16 protein-coding genes and 1 pseudogene are annotated in these 20,979 nt (G+C 46.9%); 7 read left to right on the top strand and 10 right to left on the bottom strand.

What is annotated here, in order from left to right; all coding sequences use genetic code 11:
* The first annotated feature begins 34 nt into the window (after positions 1 to 34).
* From KGF70_RS10470 to KGF70_RS10455, 4 genes are all read left to right on the top strand, one after another.
* Complete coding sequence (locus tag KGF70_RS10470) at positions 35 to 598, top strand: DNA-3-methyladenine glycosylase I (RefSeq protein ID WP_105961162.1); 564 nt, start codon at positions 35 to 37, stop codon at positions 596 to 598.
* Positions 599 to 815: 217 nt separating this feature from the next.
* Positions 816 to 2,879 (top strand): hypothetical protein, encoded by a 2,064-nt coding sequence (locus KGF70_RS10465; protein WP_216768065.1) that lies wholly within the window; start codon positions 816 to 818, stop codon positions 2,877 to 2,879.
* 583 nt (positions 2,880 to 3,462) lie between these two features.
* Positions 3,463 to 4,947, top strand: a complete 1,485-nt coding sequence (locus tag KGF70_RS10460; protein WP_050337848.1) for an ABC transporter permease — start codon at positions 3,463 to 3,465, stop codon at positions 4,945 to 4,947.
* A gap of 11 nt (positions 4,948 to 4,958) precedes the next feature.
* Positions 4,959 to 5,618: an ABC transporter ATP-binding protein gene (locus KGF70_RS10455; RefSeq protein WP_003637526.1), complete on the top strand. Its 660-nt coding sequence runs from the start codon at positions 4,959 to 4,961 to the stop codon at positions 5,616 to 5,618.
* A 73-nt stretch (positions 5,619 to 5,691) separates the two neighbouring features.
* Here KGF70_RS10455 and KGF70_RS10450 read toward each other — a convergent pair whose 3' ends face one another.
* From KGF70_RS10450 to KGF70_RS10415, 8 genes are all read right to left on the bottom strand, one after another.
* Complete coding sequence (locus tag KGF70_RS10450) at positions 5,692 to 6,423, bottom strand: CPBP family intramembrane glutamic endopeptidase (protein ID WP_216768064.1); 732 nt, start codon at positions 6,421 to 6,423, stop codon at positions 5,692 to 5,694.
* 113 nt (positions 6,424 to 6,536) lie between these two features.
* The gene (locus tag KGF70_RS10445; RefSeq protein WP_216768063.1) at positions 6,537 to 7,325 is read right to left on the bottom strand and encodes a LysM peptidoglycan-binding domain-containing protein; all 789 of its coding nucleotides are present in this window, start codon (positions 7,323 to 7,325) and stop codon (positions 6,537 to 6,539) included.
* A gap of 1,648 nt (positions 7,326 to 8,973) precedes the next feature.
* Entirely contained in the window at positions 8,974 to 9,633 is a 660-nt protein-coding gene (locus KGF70_RS10440) for a LysM domain-containing protein (protein ID WP_152705585.1), read from the bottom strand.
* 406 nt (positions 9,634 to 10,039) lie between these two features.
* Positions 10,040 to 10,414 (bottom strand): glycine cleavage system protein H, encoded by a 375-nt coding sequence (locus tag KGF70_RS10435; RefSeq protein ID WP_105922166.1) that lies wholly within the window; start codon positions 10,412 to 10,414, stop codon positions 10,040 to 10,042.
* A 1-nt stretch (position 10,415) separates the two neighbouring features.
* Entirely contained in the window at positions 10,416 to 11,342 is a 927-nt protein-coding gene (locus KGF70_RS10430) for a sce7725 family protein (protein WP_216768062.1), read from the bottom strand.
* Positions 11,339 to 12,055 (bottom strand): hypothetical protein, encoded by a 717-nt coding sequence (locus tag KGF70_RS10425; protein ID WP_216768061.1) that lies wholly within the window; start codon positions 12,053 to 12,055, stop codon positions 11,339 to 11,341. The genes KGF70_RS10430 and KGF70_RS10425 overlap by 4 nt, the downstream gene beginning before the upstream one ends.
* Entirely contained in the window at positions 12,027 to 14,423 is a 2,397-nt protein-coding gene (locus KGF70_RS10420; protein ID WP_216768060.1) for an ATP-dependent DNA helicase, read from the bottom strand. Before KGF70_RS10420 ends, KGF70_RS10425 begins: the two co-directional genes overlap by 29 nt.
* Before the next feature lie 1,067 nt (positions 14,424 to 15,490).
* A complete protein-coding gene (locus tag KGF70_RS10415; RefSeq protein ID WP_120769574.1) occupies positions 15,491 to 15,853 on the bottom strand; it encodes a hypothetical protein in 363 nt (120 codons plus the stop codon).
* Positions 15,854 to 16,039: 186 nt separating this feature from the next.
* Between KGF70_RS10415 and KGF70_RS10410 the strand changes: the two genes are divergently transcribed.
* Complete coding sequence (locus KGF70_RS10410) at positions 16,040 to 17,236, top strand: acetate/propionate family kinase (protein WP_216768059.1); 1,197 nt, start codon at positions 16,040 to 16,042, stop codon at positions 17,234 to 17,236.
* 114 nt (positions 17,237 to 17,350) lie between these two features.
* Here the strand turns inward: KGF70_RS10410 and KGF70_RS10405 are convergent.
* A pseudogene (locus KGF70_RS10405) lies at positions 17,351 to 17,839 on the bottom strand (GNAT family N-acetyltransferase).
* A 74-nt stretch (positions 17,840 to 17,913) separates the two neighbouring features.
* Between KGF70_RS10405 and KGF70_RS10400 the strand changes: the two are divergent.
* Both KGF70_RS10400 and KGF70_RS10395 read left to right on the top strand, forming a co-directional pair.
* The gene (locus tag KGF70_RS10400) at positions 17,914 to 18,336 is read left to right on the top strand and encodes a MarR family winged helix-turn-helix transcriptional regulator (RefSeq protein WP_050337836.1); all 423 of its coding nucleotides are present in this window, start codon (positions 17,914 to 17,916) and stop codon (positions 18,334 to 18,336) included.
* 199 nt (positions 18,337 to 18,535) lie between these two features.
* Positions 18,536 to 19,738, top strand: coding sequence for an NAD(P)/FAD-dependent oxidoreductase (locus KGF70_RS10395; RefSeq protein ID WP_003637538.1), 1,203 nt, complete (start codon positions 18,536 to 18,538; stop codon positions 19,736 to 19,738).
* A 209-nt stretch (positions 19,739 to 19,947) separates the two neighbouring features.
* On the opposite strand, the gene KGF70_RS10390 is transcribed toward KGF70_RS10395, so the two are convergent.
* A complete protein-coding gene (locus tag KGF70_RS10390; RefSeq protein WP_253954750.1) occupies positions 19,948 to 20,460 on the bottom strand; it encodes a hypothetical protein in 513 nt (170 codons plus the stop codon).
* Positions 20,461 to 20,979 lie beyond the last annotated feature (519 nt).

Below are 20,979 nucleotides of genomic sequence, written 5' to 3'. Positions count from 1 at the left end.
TTTTTGTTTTGTTTTGTAATGAGGAGATGGGTAGATGGAACGATGTGCGTGGGCGAATTCGTCGTCAGTCATGCAGGCGTATCATGACAATGAGTGGGGCCGTCCCCAGCATGACCCGCAGCGGTTGTTTGAATTGCTGTGCTTAGAGACGTATCAGGCGGGCCTAAGCTGGCAAACGGTCTTGAATAAACGTGCGGCCTTCAATGAAGACTTCGCTAATTACGATATTGCGACCGTTGCTAAGATGACGACTGCGGATGTGGAGCGACTGCTGCAGGATGCACGGATCATTCGTCACCGGCAAAAACTGATGGCGACACTGAACAACGCGCGCGTCATCGCCAATTGGCCCGCGGGCTCAGACTTTGCAACCTGGCTATGGTCGTTCGTTGATGGTCAACCGATTCGGCAAGCGTGGGCCTCAATTAATGACGTTCCCGCCACGAATGACTTGGCTCGCCAAATCTCTAAGCAAATGAAACAACGCGGCTTTAAATTCGTTGGCCCGACGACAATTTATTCTTATTTGCAGGCAGTCGGTATCATCAACGACCATGTCCGTGACTGCCCGTGTGCACCAGAAAATGAAGCTGTCTAAGTGTGAGACTAACCATCCTTATTCGCAATTGCGCGAGCGAGGGTGGTTTTTATTATTTTTTGAATTGCTCCGAATAACTACTGATTATCAGCGTCTATTTATAAATAAATACTTATTATAACTATAAAAATAAATTGACAATTACTAACAAACTTTGCTAAGATACGACGTATAAATAGACGGCAAGTTTCAGCAAAATTTAGGGAGCGGTATCAAGGTGAGAAAATTAACGAGTTGGGGATTGTTGGTCGGGCTGTTAGTCGTGATATTGGGATTATGGTGGTCGACGGTTGCGGCCACTGCGGATGAGTTGGATTCTTTACCTAAATCGGCATTGAACTTAGACGGGTTATTTGAAGTGGGCAAGTTTGAGCAGAACGCCGCTTCGAAGCTGGCTGTTGACCAGGGCGATGGTCATACGGCGAACGTCTTTGAATTGAATAATGATAATAACCAAGTGGGTGCGATTTGGTCGACACCCGTTAACCGGTTTAATTTAAACGTTGATAATAAGATCACGATGCTCGTTAATTTTGGCGACCGGGGTGCTGGGGAAGGGTTGGCCCTCGTGTTACAAAATGACCCACGCAAGACGGCTGCCATCAGTCGCTTTGGGACCAAACGGGTGATTGGCGAGAACCTCGGAGTCTACGGGACGGATACGTATAGTCGTAAAACGGCTTCATCAACGATTGCCAAGACGGCGATTCAAAAGAGCTGGGCAATTGAAATCGACACCAAAAATAACGATGGTGGCTTTTTAGGCTTATATCAACGCGGGAACTCCTTTGATGAAAAGATGCATGGTAACCACGTTGCAGTTAATTACCCCGCATCACCGGAAACCTATACGCAGCGTGGTGGTTTGACCAGTTCATATCGGTTTGAACAAAATCACTTAGCGGCACAGGAAAAGTTGAAGTTGAATAATGGGCAGTGGTATCGCCTCCAGCTATCGTGGTCAGCGAAGAGTAAGGTCATGACATACACCTTTGGCAATAATACGCCGCGGTTAGTCAAAATCGATACGAGTGTGTTCGGTAAGGAAGTCCGTAATCTGACTTGGGGCGTGACCAGCACTTCGACTAGTAGTAACGCACGAACGCTGGTGGCCTTTGAGCAACTGCCACAACCGATCGAAATCGAGTCTGAATTGAACGTGACGAACGTGAGCCAAGAGTTGCCCGTCCATGAGGGCAGTTGGGTACATGGTGGCGACGATTTGGAATACGAGTATGTGCTGAGCTATTTGAGCGGCGACAATGGTTGGGAGAAGGTGGAAGCCAATATTCCACTGCCAGAATACGTGAAATTCTCGTCGGCCACGGTCCGTTATGAGGATGGGCATGAGGAAACGATTGAGCTGCCGGATGACGATCGATCTGAGGACCGACTGCAACACATGCTGAGCCAGAGTTTATCCAAGGAGAATCGGCATGCGTACATCACACTGCGCGGGGAAGCTGAGCGCGTCAATCAGGATACGAAGGTTCAGGATGATATCAGTTACTTTGTCGGCCCGGCGATGGAGATTGCGACCGCCACGCCACACTTCACCATTACGACCGGTAAAGCAGTCAGTTTGTCGGTAGACCCGGTTCAGCCAGTCAAAAAGGGTGCGCCCGCAACCGTCAAAGGCCAAGTTAAGCTGGATGATGGTTTGGACTTCGATAATGACGGCATGCGAGTTGAACTGAAGTTGAACGGCGAACGGCTGGAAGACTATCTGTTAGACCCTGATGACGCACCTGGTTACGTGGAGTTAGAGTTAGATCCCGAAGACTTGAACGAGGGTGAAAATGAGTTGATTCTGCGCGCCAAAAGCCAGGATAATGCGACCTCAGATGCGGTGGCGGTGACGATTCTAGTCCTGAATGGTGAGCTCAAAATTAAATCTTCCAGCAAGACGAGTACGTTTGAAGCCGTGCGGTTAACTGGGGCGGCGCAAACGAGTCGGCCTAAGGATCTAGAAGTCATTGTCGCGGATGAGACTGGCGGCAATACTGGCTGGCGCCTTGACGTGCACGCTAGCAAATTCGTGACGGCGCAGGGCCGAGTACTAGCAGGTGACCTCTACTATAATGATGGTAAAGAACTCAAATCGGTCACGGATGCGACCCAAACGGTGGTCAAAACGCAGACGAAAGCTGGGGAAGATTACAATGTCACCAAGGACTGGTCAGACCAGCACGGCTTGATCATCAAGACTAATCCCGCCGCGGTGCCCGGTCAGTACGAGAGCACGCTGACGTGGACGTTAGGTGCGGTGCCGGGGAAGTAGGTAGAACGCAAACTGGAATGAGATTGAGGTTGCTTTACAAGTGACTGATGCGTGCTGGTGAGACGCAATGCCTTTGTGAGATTTCCGCACTAACTCGGTAGCTGGATGCCAAACTTAATCAATACAAATCATATCAATCACGACGCTTTGAGAATGGACTGCCATTCTCAAAGCGTTTTTTTGACGAGCAAGTCTGAAGTGTGAGATTGATCAGATTGAAAATGAGGGCCTGAGTTCTGAGCCTGACCATTATCAAACGGCGCAATTCATTTCAATTTTTGAGATTGAGACTTTTTAATTGGCAAGTCATAAATTGGCATGCGACTTCACCAAGTATTTCCAATCGCTAAATCGTAACGCATAAAAAACGTGCGCAAAAAATAATCCCCCATGAACCAGTTTTTGAGCGCGTCAATCACGAACACCCACTGCTTTAGAGCCCCCGTACAGGTGAATATAAAAATTTCGGTTACAAGCCTATAAATAACCTCATCGTGTTCACAAATTAGTCGGATTTCACGTGTACTTTAAAAGTTGTGAACGCAATTGTCATACTAATACTTTATCTGAAGGAGGGTTAAGCGTGAATTTTTTTAAACGCGCATGGCTTAACTTAACGGCGAAAAAGGGCCGTTCAATTCTATTAGTACTCGTGACCACTGCAATAATGTTGTTTGTGTTAGCGGGACTACTGATTAGGAATGCCGCTGATACAGCGACAAGCAATGCCAAGAAGAGTGTCGGTGCGACCGTCACATTGTCTGCTAACCGGGAGGCCGCATTCAAGAAGATGCGGAGTTCCACGTCTACTAGCAAGTCGAGCAGACCGAAGCTGACGACCTCGCCCGTTAAGTTGAGTGATGCCAAGAAGATCGCAAAACTCAACAACGTTGCCAGTTATAATGCAACGGTTTCAACTTCTGCCAATGCGAAGGGCTTTGATACGATTTCAACGTCCAGCAGTAGTGGCGGGATGAAAGGCATGGGTGGTATGAGTAGCAGTAGTAGCGGCGATATCGCGATTACTGGGGTAACGAATACCAGCAGTGTCTCAACGTTTGAAAGTAGCTCAAGTAAAATCACCAAGGGTCGTGGCATTACGGCCAGTGATGAAGGCACCAATAACGTGGTCATCGAAAGCGAATTGGCTAAGGAAGACAGCCTGAGCGTCGGTGATACGATCAAGCTCAAGGCGACGACTGGTGACAAGAAGACGTATACGATGAAGATCGTCGGGATCTACAAGGCTTCTTCAAGTGCAAGCACCCAACAAGGGCCTGGTAGCACCGATGTCAGCAACACGGTCTACACGTCATACACCTTTGCCAACACGGTCAAGGGCTCGAAGTACAAGAATACTGCAGATTCTGTGACCTTCTCAATCTCTAACCCGGCGAAGGTCAGCAGCGTCAAGACGGCTGGTAAGAAGATTATCAACACGTCGAAGTATTCATTAGCAACGGATGATAGTAGTTATCAGACGGTCAAGAGTTCGATGAATAACGTGAAGTCATTTGCGGATAAAATCGTTTGGCTGGTTGCGATTGCCGGTACGATTATCTTAGCTTTGATCGTTATCCTGATGATTCGCGAACGGCGCTACGAAATTGGTGTCTTGCTGTCATTAGGTGAGAGTCGCTGGAAGATTGTCGGCCAATTCTTCATCGAAATGGTGATGGTCTTGATTGTTTCCGTCGTCTTAGCTGGCTTCGGTGGCAAGTTCGTCGGTAACAAACTCGGCGATCAGTTAGTCTCACAACAAACGACTACGGCTACGACGTCAACTAGTTCGACTAGTCAAGGTCAGCCTGGCGGTGGTGGCGGTGCACCTAGTGGTAACACGGGTGGTAGCAAACCAAGTGGTAACATGCCTAGCGGTGGCGGTCGTATGGGCGGTGGTGCTAATAGCACGGCTAGTTCAGCGGCTGACACGGACCTCGATATCAACGTCACGATCATGGATCTGGTTGAACTTGGTGGGTTTGGTCTCGCCATCATGTTCCTGTCGATTATGTTAGCTTCAGGCGGCATTTTACGACTACAGCCGAAGAAAGTTTTAATTGATTAGGAGGGGCGGCAATGTTAAAAGTAAATGATCTTGGTTACTGGTATGACCGCCAAGAAAATAGTCTATTTGAACACGTAAATCTTGAATTTAAATCCGGCACGTCGTATGCCATCGTTGGCCAAAGTGGTTCTGGAAAGACGACCTTTCTCTCACTGCTTGCTGGTTTGGATAAACCGCGCGCTGGTCAGATTGAACTGAACGGCGAGCCCATCAATAAAATCGGCCTGACCAACTATCGGCGTTCTAAGGTGGCCATCGTCTTTCAGTCCTACAACCTGTTGACGTACATGTCGCCATTGAACAACTTGATGACGGCAATGGCGATTACCAATTCGGAACACCGTGGCGACAAGGATTACGCGATGAAGATGTTGCGGCGCTTAGGCATTAGTGACGACCAGATGAAGAAGAATGTTCAACGGTTATCCGGTGGACAGCAGCAACGGGTCGCCATTGCACGGACGATGGTGTGTGATGCCAAGTTAGTGGTGGCGGATGAACCGACTGGTAATTTGGATGAAGAGAACACGAAATATGTGATCGACCAATTCCAAAAAATCGCTCACGAACAGAAGAAATGCGTGATTATTGTGACGCATGAACCGGACGTGGCGGATGCGTGCGACCACTCGTACCGCTTAGAAAAACATCAATTTGTCTCAGAGACTTAGGTTGAGATAATTAGAAGCCGACGTATCAGGTGATTGAAAAATCACTTGGTACGTCGGCTTTTTGTTGGTCGAATTAGTGATGAGGATGATCAACCTGGTCACGAATCGTGATAGATAACGGAGCAATCAAGATGATAATAATGATGATTTCAAAAATTTGAAATTGGGCGGTAGTGGTGATGCCCGGTAGCTCAATGGTGGGTGCCATCGTACTGAAAAAATCATTGGCCGTATGGATGATAATTGCCCAGAATAACGACTTGGTTTGGACCGTGACGAGGCACAGTAATAAGCCAAGGGCGAAAGTAAAGGCGAGTTGTAGTAGCGTTATAGTTAAGGTCTGATGACTGAGATTAAGCAGGTGGGTCAGACTAAAGAATACGCTACTGAGCAGTGCGCCTGGAAGCACACCCCAGGTCGATCGGCATAGTTGAAAGAGTAAGCCGCGAAAGCTAGTTTCTTCGAATAAACTGATCAGAACGGCTACGCTGAGTGCGGCAAAGGTGGTCGACCACTGGCGCGTGGACAACAAGGCTAGGCTAGCAATGAGTGCGGTCACCAGTAACGTTGGTAGCACGGGTTTGAATTGTGTCCAGCTGATGGGGACGTTGCGATAGTGCAGTGGCTGCTGAAACCAAGCGGCATTGAACAGGAGGACAATGCCTAACAACAGGCTTTCTTGTAGACCAGTGGTGAGGAGCGCTGACAACTGGTTGAAAGGCGAAATTCGCAGGAACAAGCTGACGATGCCCATACTTGCTAGAATGCCACCCCATAATATTAGGACGCTTTTGAGTTGTCGCATGTCTTCAACACCACCTTTATGGTATTAAGCATACGCCTTTTTACGAAATTTAGGCATAGAAAAAACGTGCCACGATAGTTCGTGACACGTTTTGATGGCTTGATTTAGTTATCTTATAAAGCCCAAGCAGCCATGCCTTGTGCTTTGTATAAAGAAACGGCGGCATTGACTTGGTCTTCAACAGAACCACTGCTGATGTGCATGTTTTGGAATAAACCATAGGCACCAGAAGTACTGTTCTTAACAGTGGTGTTCCAGCCTGATTCACGCGTAATGATCGTGTTCCAAGTTGATGCAGAAACACCAGTCCGTGATTGCATTTGGCTCAAGACGTAGCTCTTCAAGTTGCTACCAGTGTAGCTTGAAGTCGTTGAAGTTGAGCTGGCGCTTGATGAAGCAGCTTGGCTTGCAGCAGAACTAGTTGAGCTTGCTGATGAAGCAGCACTAGTAGCAACACTTGAAGTAGCGGCTGAACTAGCAGTTGAACTAGTAGCAGCAGAGCTAGTAGCTGATGAGCTGGCAGCAGAAGTAGCAGCTGAGCTTGAAGCTTGGCTAGCAACTGATTGTGAAGAAGCACTGGTTGCGCTAGCACTAGTTGCAGTTGAGGCTGCAGAACTAGTAGCTTGGCTAGTTGCAGATTGTGGTGCAGCACTTGTAGCAGCAGAAGTCGTTGTGGTCGTTGAACCGTTGACTTCCAGCTTATCACCAACGAAGATTAAGTTAACGTTTGCTAACTTGTTAGCCTTTTCGATGGCTGATACTGAAGTGTTGTGTGCCAAAGCGATTTCTGAAACAGTATCGCCGGCCTTAACAGTATAAGTATCAGCGTTGGCAACCGTCGTTGAAATAGCGAATAAGGCTAAAGCAGCTGTTGATGATAATACAAGGTTTTTGATCTTCATAAGATTAATACACTCTCCTATAATTTTGCGTGTGTGCGATTATTTACAGATTCATTTTTTATTGGTCGAGCAGTTGATGTCTCAACCAATCAACAGAGACTAGTATAACTAGTGAGTGTTGCAGTGCAATAATCAGAAGATTACGTTTTTAGGGGTGTCTTGTAATATAAGGCTGTTTTTGTAATGAATTGTAATATTTGAACCGGATTTCATGCAAAATAGCGCTACCAACTTGAGTTGACGACTTAGAATATCAAGAATGCCAATGATTAAACGTGTGAATCAATCTTGAAAATCAGTCAAATTAATCGCAAAAAACAGAAAAATTCCCCTTGATTTATGAAAATTTGCTAGTTGGCGTCGACAATTTGGGCTATTTTGGGCTGAATTTTAGTTCAGTGGACACCTGGATTTCGAAAAATGATGGGTGAATCTGACGAAAAATCGGGTTGAATTGACTGGATGATTTAACGCAACGATTGGGAAATCCAGCGAAGATAAATCATTGAAGCTGATTGTGTCGTTTTTTTTGAGTCGGCTGGTAACTTGGTATTAGTGGGATAGAGGCAATAATTGATGGTGATTTTTGAGTTAAAACTTCTATATTATATGCATTGTACTTGTCATGAGCCATGATTAAATCACGCCGGTTCGGATTGCTGTTCGTCAGCCGGTGCGTGCTATGGTCCGACTTCCGGGGCCGGCTGACAATTGCTGGAACGTAAGCCGACGCCGATTTGAACTCACGCAGCAACCCACTGCGTAATTTCAAATACGAGTTTAATTCTAAGTCGGAAGAAGCCCACTTCCGACTTAGAATAATTTGGCTACCGAGCATTGTCAACCGGCCCCTCCAGACGGGAAGCCGCTCGAATGGCGGATGAACGGCCACCTATCTGGGTAAAATTGGCCACTGAATATTAGGTGACTGGTCCTTCGGGCAAACTTTTAGTTGGTATCGATAATGACTTATCGCATTTAATCACTGAGAAGATTCCTGACTACTATTTACTCTTCTCAATACCACAGATTCAATGGCAATTAGTCTTGAAATGAGTTGATGAAATTGCCGTCGTTTAGAATTCGAGACTTGGTTATCTCTCAATCGACTAGAGAAAATACTGACAAATTCCGTAAATCCGCGATTTGAAGAGTTCAAACACGAATATGGAAGTTTAGCTGCTATTAGAAACAAGTCTTACAGTTGAACCTCAAAATGACAGTGTGCTAAGAATCAACGATTAATTCAACCAAAAATTGGGTTCACACACGTCTGCCTTTCGAATGCTATCCAGGCTGGAAGGCATTTCTGACAATGCTAAGTGGTGAAATTCCACTTAGAAAGCGTTTTTTGCTTGGTTAGTGGAAGACCAGTATTTAAGACGTGGTTTGTCGGCTTAAATCTGTGTCCACCACGTTCCAGCGTTGTCAGAAATACCTGGAAGCCGGCATAGGAAGCAACCACCACAGCAAGTTTACGGTAATTCGCACTGTTTCCAGCGGTCCTAAGCTGGCGGTTTTGATTTTAAGAATCATACCAATCATACCAATCAAGTTATCCATAATTTGCAGTATGACAAAAAAACCGTCCTCATCTACAAAAGATGAGGACGGTTGACGTTAGTTGATAAGTTAATTCAAGGGCAGTTTAGTACCAGTTGTTAGCTAACCAGTGACTCTTGGCGTTAGCCCATGAGCCGTAACGAGAAGCAACGTAATTGTTAGCAACTCGTTCTTGGTTGGCAGCGGAGTAGTCACCGTTTAAGTATGAGGCACTTAATTGATACTTACCGATGTATTGGCCGTTACGAGCTGAGTATGAGCCACCAGATTCTTTGTTGGCGATCCAAGCTTTAGCAGCACTTTCAGAACTGTTGTTGCTGTAGTTGGACGTTGAGCTAGTGCTTTGTTGCGTCGTCGTCTTAGCAGCTGGTGTGCTCGTTTGGGTTTGGCTCGATTGTGTTTGACTACTTTGGCTAGTTTGAGATTGGCTAGCTTGGTTAGTCGTCTGGCTGGATGATTGCGTCGTTGCAGCTGGTTGTGACGTTTGCGTTGTCGTCGTGGTGGTGGTTGTCGTTGCACTGTCATCACCGTTGACTTCAAGTTGTTGGCCGACCAAGATCAAGTTAACGTCCTTCAAGTGGTTAGCTTGTTGGATGGCGTCAACCGTGGTGTTGTGGTCAAGGGCGATTTGAGAAACGGTGTCACCGGCTTTTACGGTAACCGTAGCAGCTTGGGCGGTAGCACCAATGGCAAAGAGACTAGCAGTAGCGGCAGCAGTTGATAATAAAGCATTCTTAATCTTCATATTGTAATGTACACTCCTATTTTTTAGTCCGAATTTGGCTTGGCCCCGAGATTCTTTCCAAGCGCTTCAATGGTTCCTAGTATAGCTGGCGATTGTAACAGGAAAATAGCAGGAGTTTTACGAATTGGGCCGATTATTGTAATAAAAGGCGGGTTTTGTAATCTTTTGTAATATAACGCGGCGCGCAATGGTTTTATGAAGGTTTAATTAAGACTATCGACAAATAAAGCGGGCGTCTGTTGGTTGACATAACAAAATCGGCTGTCAATCATCAAACGCCCGTCTGATTAGGAATTGTATGATAAGTATCCAATCTGCAAATTAGTTTGGTCAATTTACAAGTTGGTTTAGTGGCAATGTAAACGCTTGCTCTTCTTTAAATTAGCTTACTTTTAGTAACTGTGAATTAATCGGCTTTTAATTGAACGAGCCAGTTGTCATTTTGCTTCAAAGTCAGGAGTTGTTGTGGGCTAACTTGAAGGGTATCGTTGACCTTCTGAACCGTGCCACTAAAGGGCGTTGACAATGGTTGCGGCCCTTGGTCTGTGAGTAACGTGACGAGCACATCGCCGCTATTCAGATGGCTGCCAATAGTTGGCAAAGTAACCTGACTAACAGTGGTATATGGCTGACGTCCTTGGTCACTGAGCCCTAAGATCAGTCGCTGATGGGACTTGGTCTTCAACCAGACATCGCCATAAAGCATGGGGGCATGCTGTTCTTCGTAATCATGACGATAGAAGTGGATCATTTGTTTCCAAGCAGATTCTTGTTTTGCCATATTAATCTCCTAATTGTTGTTCGAGTAACCGCTGCATCAACTGAAGGTGGTGCATGATGGTCAGCTTTTTGACGACCCCCAGACCGGGGAATTTGTGCTGGTCCGCATAGGCTAATAATGCCGTCAGCGCTGGCGTTCGATTGAGGCCAGTTAGATGCGTCGGTGCCCAAGCTGTGAGCTTAGTCAGTGCCTCGAAGAACTTCTTCTTTTGACCACGCATACTGTCATTACTGTCCGAAACAAAGTGATGAATGCGCAAGTCACCCTTAACCGTAACATAAATCACGTGTAACGCAATCGCGCGTGACGGCATCCCGTGTTCGAAATAGACGTGGCCCATCAATGAATAGTCGCCGAAACCTTGATAGCCCACCGGTGATTGCGACCAGTAGGCGGGGCCAAAATAAGTGTCTGTTAAATCTTGATAGTCCGCGACGTGTGCGGGAGAAGGCAGCGCGTCTGTTAGTAAAATGGCCCGGTCTGCCGCTAATTGATGCAAACGGGCTTCGTCTGGAATCAGAATGCCACCAACTTGTTGTAAGACTTGAGTGTGCTGATAAGCTTGAAGCAACGAATAGTTAGGCGCAATCAGCAGACTCGTTTGGCCCGGCGTCGTGGTGAGATAGTCCGCACTAAAATCAGCCGCGAGAATGGCTCCGGGATGGTAAAACGGATAAGCACGCAAGTCGGGTAGCGGGTGTAATTTGACCGTATTGAGACCGTACACGCTGACTTGGGGATTCGCAATCAAGCTAAACGGTTGCGCGCTTGCAATCAGGGTCGTCACCGTCTGCTGGAGTTCTTTGGAATCACGGACCGGCTCAATGATGGGGACGATGTGCGGGCCTAGTTGACCTTGTTCACACAGGGCGCGTAACGCTAATAGGTCGTACATCCGCCCCCGAAAGTAAGGATAATAAGTGGTCATAGTTGGTCACGCAGATCTGGCGCCGTTAACGCCTGGTATTTTAGTTTGAGTGCCTGATATTCCGCATTACGGGCATCCAGTTCAGTTTGCAATGCCGCGATGGCGTCACTTTGCGTCTCATCGATGAACCGGTCGTATAAGTTTTGCTCCGGGTCGTAGACGTCATAACCCTTGCGCGCGCGTTTTCGGAGTTCTTTAAATAATTGGTCGTCCGAATATAGCTGCAGGCCCTTCTTGACGCGTTTGGCTTTATCGACTTCTCGGAACAAGGAAGCGACAAAGTGGGCGGTCAGGGCAGTCTCGTCGACTTGCAAGTCTTGGTGCTGCGCCTTTTTGGCCACCGTCAAAAAACCGGGCGTTCGTAGGGGCTGTGGTGCTAAGGCCAGTGCCCGTGAGTCAAACTCACGATAAATCAAGACGCCGATGCGGTCAGGAATCTCGTCCTTGACGTCTTCATACAGGGCTTGCGGCAAGACGAAGTAATTATAGTGGCCGATAAAAGAGAGCTTGGCCTTGGAATGAAAATCAGCTTTCGTTACTTTTAGCTCGTAGCAACGCCATTCAATCTGCCCATCTGGCAGCTGCTGGTAGCTTAACGTATCGACGATGCCTTGCTCATCCGGCATGGCAACTTCTTCGACGACGTAAGCGCCCTGTTCGAAGCAATAATGGTAGAGCGTCGTTTCAAGTTGGCGAGTTAGTTTTGTCTTCATGGTGTGGGACCTCCATTTGGTGCCAAAAATTGGCGATGGTTGCTTCAAGTTGTGGGACGGAGCCAATCGTCTGGTAATATTGCCAGTGCGCTGGAAAGAGTTCTGTGTAGCGGCGACTGGCAAAACGCTGATCTAGTAAGAGGACGATGCCAGTGTCGTGCGCGCTGCGAATCAGGCGACCAGCCGCCTGTAAGACGTTGTTCATGCCGGGTAACTGGTAAGCATAGGCGAATCCCAGCCCGTTTTGATGGTCATAGTAGTCGCGAATCAAGTTGGTTTCTGGATTGATGCCAGGCAGACCGACGCTGACGATTGCGACGCCAATCAAGCGGTTGCCACGCAAGTCGATGCCTTCAGAGAAGATGCCACCCAGTACACAAAACCCGAGCAGTGTCTGGGTGGGGTCGGCTTGAAATTGGTCCAAAAAGGCCTGGCGCGCACTGGCATCCATGGCCGCTGCCTGGGCTGTCGTCGCCACATCTGGATAGGCTGCTTCAAAGGCTGCCTTGATTTGCAGGAGGTAGCCATAGGATGGGAAGAAGACGAGGTAGTTACCAGGCTTGGCCGCCAGCATCGCGTGCAAACTCGCAATGATGCGGGGAACGTTGTGCTCACGTTCGTGGTAGGTCGTTTGGACGTACGGGGTGACGAGAATCGCCTGGTGCTTGGGCGGAAATGGCGATGGCAGCTGGTATGCTAAACTGTTAGCCTCGCCGCCCAAGACGCGTTGGTAATAGGCCATTGGTGTCAGTGTTGCCGAAAAGAGCACGGCGCCACCGCCTAATTCCAACGAACGATTCAAGAAGTCACTCGGGTCTAAGCAGAGCTCCTTGATCGTCAAATGATGCCCTTCAAGGACGTAGCGGGTCTGATAACTGCCATCATATAAGTCACCGATTTTGACAAAGGTCAGGCAGGCGAAGAAGTAATCGCGAACGGCGTCCAGTAAGGGGCCAGGTTTCTGCTGAGCCAGCCAGTCGGTGACAAACTCGTTGAAAGTTCGGAGCGTGCGCAACAATTTGTCCGGTGGGTCTGGCAGGACTTGCTCGGTCAGATGGTCGTCGATTAAGGCCTTGCTGAGACGCGTGAAGCTCCGCCGAACTTTTTTGAGTTCGCGTTGTAGGTCGTCACTTGGCTGACTCTTATCGGGCTTGGCAAGCTTCAGTAGCGTACTGATTGGTTGGTCACTAACGGCTGCGGAATACATATCACGCGACCGGCTGACGAGGTTGTGCACTTCGTCGACAAGGAAGAAATTCTCGTCGTCACTTTCACTGAAGAAGCGTTGTAAGTAGACGAGCGGGTCGAAGAGATAATTGTAGTCACAAATAATGACATCGCAAAATAATGAGGTGTCGAGTGAGAATTCGAACGGGTCTAAGGTATGCTTGCGCGCATAGGTCTCGATGACGGTCCGCGTAATCTGGTCTTCATGGGTCAATAAGTCTTTGAGCGCTGGCTTTAACCGGTCATAATAACCCAGCATGAATGGGTTATCTTCGGGGAGTACGTCCTGTTCCTCGGGAAAACGAATCTGATCTTTGGCTGTCAGTGTGATGCTTTTCAGCTTGAGCCCGTCATGACTCATCAAAGTAACCGCTTCTTCCGCGACACGGCGGGTACTCTGTTTGGCCGTCAAGTAAAATAGGCGTTCGATCACGTCTTCGCCCATCGCCTTAATCGCTGGAAACAGGGTGGAAATCGTCTTGCCAGTCCCAGTGGGTGCTTCCACGAAGAGTCGTGTTTGGTTACGGATCGTCTTGTAGACTGCAGCGGCGAGTTCGTGTTGCCCCGGCCGAAATGCTGGAAAGGGGAACGGCAACGTTTGAATCGATTGGTTGCGTTTCTCGCGGAGGTCAGCTCGCAGCGTCAGCCAGTATTCGTATTCGGTAATCAGGTCCTTGAAGAAGGCGTCTAATTCCGCACGGTGCAGGATTCGCTGAGTTTTGGTGATTTTTTCGTTAATGACTTGAAAATAGGTCAGTTGGCCGGTTACCTGGTCAAGCTCAGGATGTTCTTGCAATAATAAATAACCATAGACCTTGAGCTGCCCCCAATAAAGTGTCTTCGTATTATCTGTCAGCTCATCAAACGGTTGGTCGGAAGTCTTGATTTCTTCAATCAGAGCACCGTCATCGTTTAGTTGAATGCCATCCGCTCGTCCGGCAATAATGTAATCGGTGTGATTCATCGTGACGAGTTGCTTCAAATAAACTTCACTATCATAGTCCTCACCACGGCTACTCTGCAGTTGCCGGTGAATCTTCGCACCATTCAGCGCAGTATTTTGACTGTTTTTGACTTCATTTAAATCGCCTTGTCGTAAAACGAATTCTACCAATTGTCGAATCCCAATCTTAGTTGCCATCGGAGCGTCCTTTCTGAATTTAGTCGTTTTCTATTATAAAACATCTGTTCGCTTTTGTCTGCTGTTGATTGCAAGCACACTAAAACACGCCAGCACCTTCCCAAACTGGGGTGTGCTAGCGTGGTATAAAATTGTTGTACTAGATGTTGGTTAGATTAAAGCCACTTAGTTATCAAGTTCAAGGAGAGCCAGCTGTGAACCGCTGGAAAAAGTGCAAATTTGCGTAAACCTGCTGTTGTAGGTTCGTCCTAGGCCGGCTTCCAGGCATTCTGGGCAATGGCCGTGACGTGGTGGACACAGATTTAAGCCGCCAGCCCACGTCTTAAATACTGGTCTTTCACTAACCAAGCAAAAGACGCTTGCTAAGTGAAATTTCACCACTGGGCCTTGCCCAGAATACCTTCCAGCCGGGATCCTATTCGAAAGGCGGACATGTGCGGACCCAACTTTTAATCGAATGGTTGTTGATTCTTAGTAAGCGGTCATCTTTACACTACTGTAAGACTAGTTATCGGATGGCCTCCACGCTAATAAACTCGGATGTTGGCCCTATTAGCTATCTGTATCATTGGATATTGTCGAAACTTTCGGAATGTCAAAGCCTTGATTTCTAAAAAGCTAGCAATCGTATCGTCTAACTTTAAGGCTCGTTTTCGTGACATTAGTTAATAATCTTCAGATTACCTTATCAGGATTTGAACTTCCCAGATCCAGCATAATTCAAAGTTTACTTAAAGGTCCTGTTACTAAACATTCAGTGGTCAATTATACCCAGATAGGTGGTCGTTCATCTGCCATTCGAGTGGCTTCCTGACCGGAGGGGCTGGCTGACAATGCTCAAGGGCGAAATTCTTCTTGTCCGGGTGGGCTTCCCGGGCTAGAAGAAGACTCGTATTTGAAATTGCGCAGTGGGTTGCTGCGTGAGTTCAAATCGATGTCCGCCCTGTTCCAGCGTTGTCAGCCAGCCCTGGAGGTCGGAATAGGAGATCACCGGCTGACGAACAGTAATCCAACTCACCGGGTATGTCTGAATTGTGATTCAAATCAACTAGTGCGATGCGTCAATGTTAGTCGTACCAGTGGCTGTGATGTTGGCGAATCGTCTTGCGGAGACTGAACCCATAGCTGATGATAACGGCAGTGATGATGGTTGCAAGCGTTGCGTATAGCCAGGAACCAGCTGTACTAAAGTAAGTGGCATAGCCAATGCTCAGACTCGCGAGTCCAACGATTGGCAGTAAAATTTTGGCGGGTGCGGGGTGCAAGAAGACGACACCCGCTAGCCATAAGACGGCTGCTGTGACCATCGCATCAACGCTGATGGTCGTTCCAAAACTAGTGATGAGGGTGAGCAATGCCAGTAGCGTTCCAACGACGAGTAGGAGCGTTGCAAAGCCGTTGCTCAAAGTCCAAGTAATTCTTTTCATCATGATTCGCCTCACTTTCTGCTACCTATATTATAAGCTAATTAGTGGTTATGAAAGAAATAATATGCTGACGAATCGGTTTACAATGTTATGAAAATCATGAGTTTGTGAATAAATCCTTGAAAGCGTATGCATATTTAGCTAAACTGACAGTAGGCACACTTGATGATGGATGGAGGAAAAATAGTCATGGCAAAAATTTTAGCAATTAACGCCGGCAGCTCGACTTTGAAATGGAAACTTTTCAGTGTTCCAGAAGAAACGGTTATCGCATCAGGAATGGTTGACCGGTTGGGTTTACCGAACTCTGTTTTTACGATTAAAAAAGCAGATGGTAGTAAAGAGACCGAAACCAAGGATACGATTGACGCTAAAGAAGCTGCCGCAATGGTTTTAACGCGGTTGAAGAATGATAACATCGTAGACCAACTCACCGATATCAAAGGGGTTGGACACCGGGTCGTCGCTGGTGGCGAAGACTTCAAGGACTCTGTTGTGATTACGCCGCAAACATTGAAGAAAATCAAGGATTTATCTGAGTATGCGCCGTTACATAACCCAACGCAGGCTTACTATATCGAAGTGTTCCGTGATCTGTTACCAAAAGCGGTTCAAGTCGCGGTCTTTGATACATCGTTGTATGCGGATATGCCAAAAGTTAATTATTTATACAGTATTCCATACGACTACTATGAAAAATTCGGTGCACGGAAGTATGGTGCTCACGGGACTAGTCATCGTTACGTGGCCAACCGGACCGCTCAATTACTGGGCAAGCCCCTCGATGAATTGAAGTTAGTCACCCTGCACTTGGGCTCTGGCGCTTCGATCACGGCCTTTGATCAAGGTCAAGCCATTGATACGTCAATGGGCTTCACGCCATTAGCCGGGATTACGATGAGTACGCGTTCTGGTGATATCGACGCGTCGATTATTCCGTTCTTAATGAGGCACCTCGGCATTTCAGACGTTGAGGACTTCATCGACATTTTGAACCACAAGTCCGGTCTCTTGGGTATTTCAGGCTTGTCACCAGACATGCGTGACCTGGATAAGACGCAGGATACACGTGAACAGTCGAAGCTTGCGATTGAAATCTTCGTGAACCGGGTTGTGAAGTACGTTGGGAGTTACATTGCCGAAATGAACGGTATTGATGCACTCGTCTTCACCGCCGGCATGGGTGAAAACTCATGGATGATTCGCGAACGTATCGCCAAGTCACTGGGTTACTTCGGTATCACGGTCGACGTTGACAAGAATCACATGCACGGCAAGGAAGAAGTCATCAGTAAGGAAGGCGAACCAGTTAAAGTAATGGTTGTGCCAACCAACGAAGAATTGATGATTGTTCGTGATGTTGAACGCTTATCTTCAGCTAAATAAATCAATTTGAAAGGCGCGGGCCTCGGAATTTTAATTCTGGGGCACGCGCCTTTTTGCGATTTTGTTTGTTCGTCAAGATTACCTTAGTTCAGTTGCTTAGCTAATCAAATGACCTTAGCTCGCCGATTGGTCAGACGGCTGATCTGTGGTTTTTGACTGGGCCTCAGTGGTCAAGGCGGGCTTGATCATTTTTATATGTGGCGTGTGATTGAATAGAAACGGGGTGCCACTGGTCGTAAAGCCAAACCGCTGATAGAACCCTTGCACGGGGACCTGGGCTTCGATTTGAATTGGTCGTTCACCATAGTGTGCTTCGATTACTTGCAGAATGTGGTGCATTAAGTCCGCACCAAGGTGGCGACCACGCTGGTTTTCGGCCACGACGACGCGTCCAAAGGAGACGTGGTTTGCTTCTTTAAAAATTCGTGCGTATGCAACAATTTGTTGGTCGACGATTTTGAAGACGTGGTGTGCTTGTAAATCAATCGCGTCGACTTCTTGGTAGATTCGTTGTTGTTCGACAACGAACGTTTTGACGCGTAGTTTTTAGATAGCGTATAATTCAGTTGTTGTTAGTTCTGAGAATGTTTTGATTGACCACATGGTGAGACCTCCTTAGCGTTGACGTTAAGTTTATCACCAGATGATTGTATATGCAATAATAAAAAGGAGCGCTTATGATACCAACACTGAGATTGATGGGGACATTGTCGCGGATGGTGACGAATGAGGGAAACCAGCGCTTTGCCAAGTATGGGTTGAACAATAATCAATTCATTTATCTGATTCGAATCTGCGAACAGCCGGGGTTATTTTTTAGTCAACTTGCCGACCAGATGAAGATGGATCGGACAACTAACTATCGGGCAGTCCAGAATTTGATTAAAAAAGGGTATGTTCGCAAAGCGTTACATCCAGAAAACAAAAAGGTCCGCTGCCTCTACCCAACGGCCGCGGGCAAGAAGCTATACCCAGAGTTGCACGCCTATGAACAGTGGTGTGCGGACTTGGTCGGAGCGCGGTTGACGGCCGGACAGCGGCAAGTTTTGTTCGAGAGTTTATCCCTCGTGACGGCCAATGTCGCTGACCAGCTGGACTGAAATCCCCCGTGTAAAGTCGCTAGACATAAAATTAATTGTAAACAACCAAATTAACATGCCGTTTTAGCTGAATTTTATGTCAGAAGAGAGTAACATGTAGTTATCAAGTTATAACTGGATTAATGAATTGAACGCATGGCTAGCGTCCGTCTCAACAGACACATTAGTCTACGCTTATAATGAAAGGGGTTAATAAATCATGGCAAAAACTTTAGTGCTAGGTGGGGGTTACGCAGGGATGCGCGCCGTCAAATTTTTACAAAAGAGTCTTCCAACCGAGGACGAAATCGTATTGGTCGACCAGACGCCGACGCATACTGAGAAGACCAATTTACACGAAGTCGCAGCGGGAACCATCGCGCCGGACCGGATTACTTATCAAATCCCAGAAATTATTGGCAAACGGGTCCAATTTGTTCAAGCGACGGTCAACAATGTGGATATTGAAACCAAACAAGTCAGTTTCGATGACCATGCCGACATGACGTATGATTACTTAGTCTTAGCGCTTGGTTTTCAATCTGAAACATTCGGGGTTGAAGGCGCTGATGAAAATGCGTTGCCAATGGATGACTTGGCAACGTCACAAGCCGTTTATGAACATATTGAGGAACGGTTCAAGGCTTATCGGACGTCCAAGGATAAGAACGACTTGAAGATCGCCGTCTGTGGCGCTGGCTTTACGGGAATCGAATTACTAGGTGAGTTGACCCAATCGTTGCCAAAATTACAGGCCAAGTATCAGACGCCAGCTGCCAAGGTCGTGTGTCTTGAACGGATGCCATCGATCTTGCCAATGTTCACCCAAGAACTTCGCGACTATGCCTTGAAGTTTATGGAGAAAAATAACGTTGAAATGCGGTTAGGTTCAGTGATTGAAGCCATCAAACCAGGTGCCGTTGTCTACAGCGATGCTGATAAGAATGAGCATGAATTCACGGCCAACACCATTATCTGGACGGTCGGGGTCAGTGGCTCACACGTCATTGCGGATTCCGGCTTCGAACAACGTCGTAACCGGGTCGTAGTTAAACCAGACCTTTCGTTAGAAGGCCATCCAGAAGTCTTTATCGTTGGTGACGTGGCCGCTGTGATGGATCCAGAAAGCAACCGGCCTTATCCAACCACGGCGCAGATCGCCTTAGCAGCTGGTGAGCAAGCCGCCAAGAACATTGGGGCGTTACGCCATAACCAAGCCACCACGACGTTTAACTACGAATCCAGTGGGACGGTCGCATCATTGAGTGACCGCGATGGTATCGGCCAAATCTTCAGCAGCAATAAGCCTGTGCACGGTTATGCGGCTTCTGCCTTGAAGAAAATCATTACGGACCGCTCATTGCTCGAAAGTGCCCACCTCGGCACCGTCTTCAGCAAGGGTCGTTTCGATTTGTATCATTAATCTTTAAAATGAATAAGTTGTCCGCATTGCTGGAATAACGCGGGCTGCGGCGTACTGATTCGAGGATGGGTCTCGAATCGGTACGCCGCTTTTTGTGTTGCGAATTGCGGCGATGATGGCTGATTGCAAGGTAAGATGAAGTTTGGCCAGTGATCGTGTGGGTGGCGGGATTGGCAGAATAGATGTCGTTACGGACAATCTATCACTGGTTAGTGAGCTTGGATAAAATAATTTTGGCCAGATATTGGATTGTAAGCACCGAAGTAGAGCCAGTTATGCCAGGCTGTGTGATAGAAGCTACGACTTGGAACGGCTGCCAAATATTGGACCAGAGAACTTGGAGCGGGTCGATTGGTTATGTAAACGGCAAAAGCACCCTTGTTTACTGAAAATCTAATGTTGTTGGGGTTTCCGGTGGTAGTGAACAGATCTCCGCCGTAGTACATTCCGGAACCCCAAAAATTGTTCGATTGGCCGTTCCGCCGCTTGATGGTTGTTGGCTGCTTTAGGCTAGCGTTTTCGCTAATTAGTTCTTGAGATGTTGCATCAAATGCTGGCACCTGATTACCATTTTTGTCATAAATCACGACTGGTTCAGCTGCGACGTTTTGCTTGGTAGTGGGACTTGAGTTGATATTTACGGCATAGAAAGAAATTGATGCAATCAGCCCTAAAATCAATAACGGTAATGCATATAACACAATCAAAATGCGCTTTTTCATAATATCTAGCTACTTTCGTCTGGTTTGGGTAAAAACATCGATGCTTTTACCCGAGAAGTATATGATGTTGGGATCTAAATCGCAACTTAGCCAATATATTAATATTTCGTTGGTTCTGCAGGTGTAAATGTTGATATTGCATTTGCACATTCTGCTAATTAGCGCTTTCCACTAACTTATAGATATAATTGCGCTAATTCTATAACTTTTATGTAATCTATATGTTGATTAAATTTAATTATTCTAACCGTAATAGACTTAATTCTACCATTCAATATTCTTTGATAAAGTCAAATCACCATTAAAATGATTAATACCGTTATTTTTTGTGAATAGGTACATTTATCCCGTTAAATCAGCTTTTTAATCTTGTTTTATGAGATTGATTGAACCCAACGGTTTGTAGTATAATACATATTCAAAACTCAAAGGGGTGTCCCGATTGTATAAAATTTTAGGCCTGTTAATTATATTGCTGCTATCGTTTTTTTATATACACTAATTCTAATACATAAGCGC

The sequence above is a fragment of the Lactiplantibacillus sp. 7.2.4 genome (genome assembly GCF_018991185.1).
Classification (GTDB): domain Bacteria; phylum Bacillota; class Bacilli; order Lactobacillales; family Lactobacillaceae; genus Lactiplantibacillus; species Lactiplantibacillus pentosus.
Note: the sequence above shows the minus strand (reverse complement) of the source record. Positions and strands in the feature narration are given on the sequence as shown.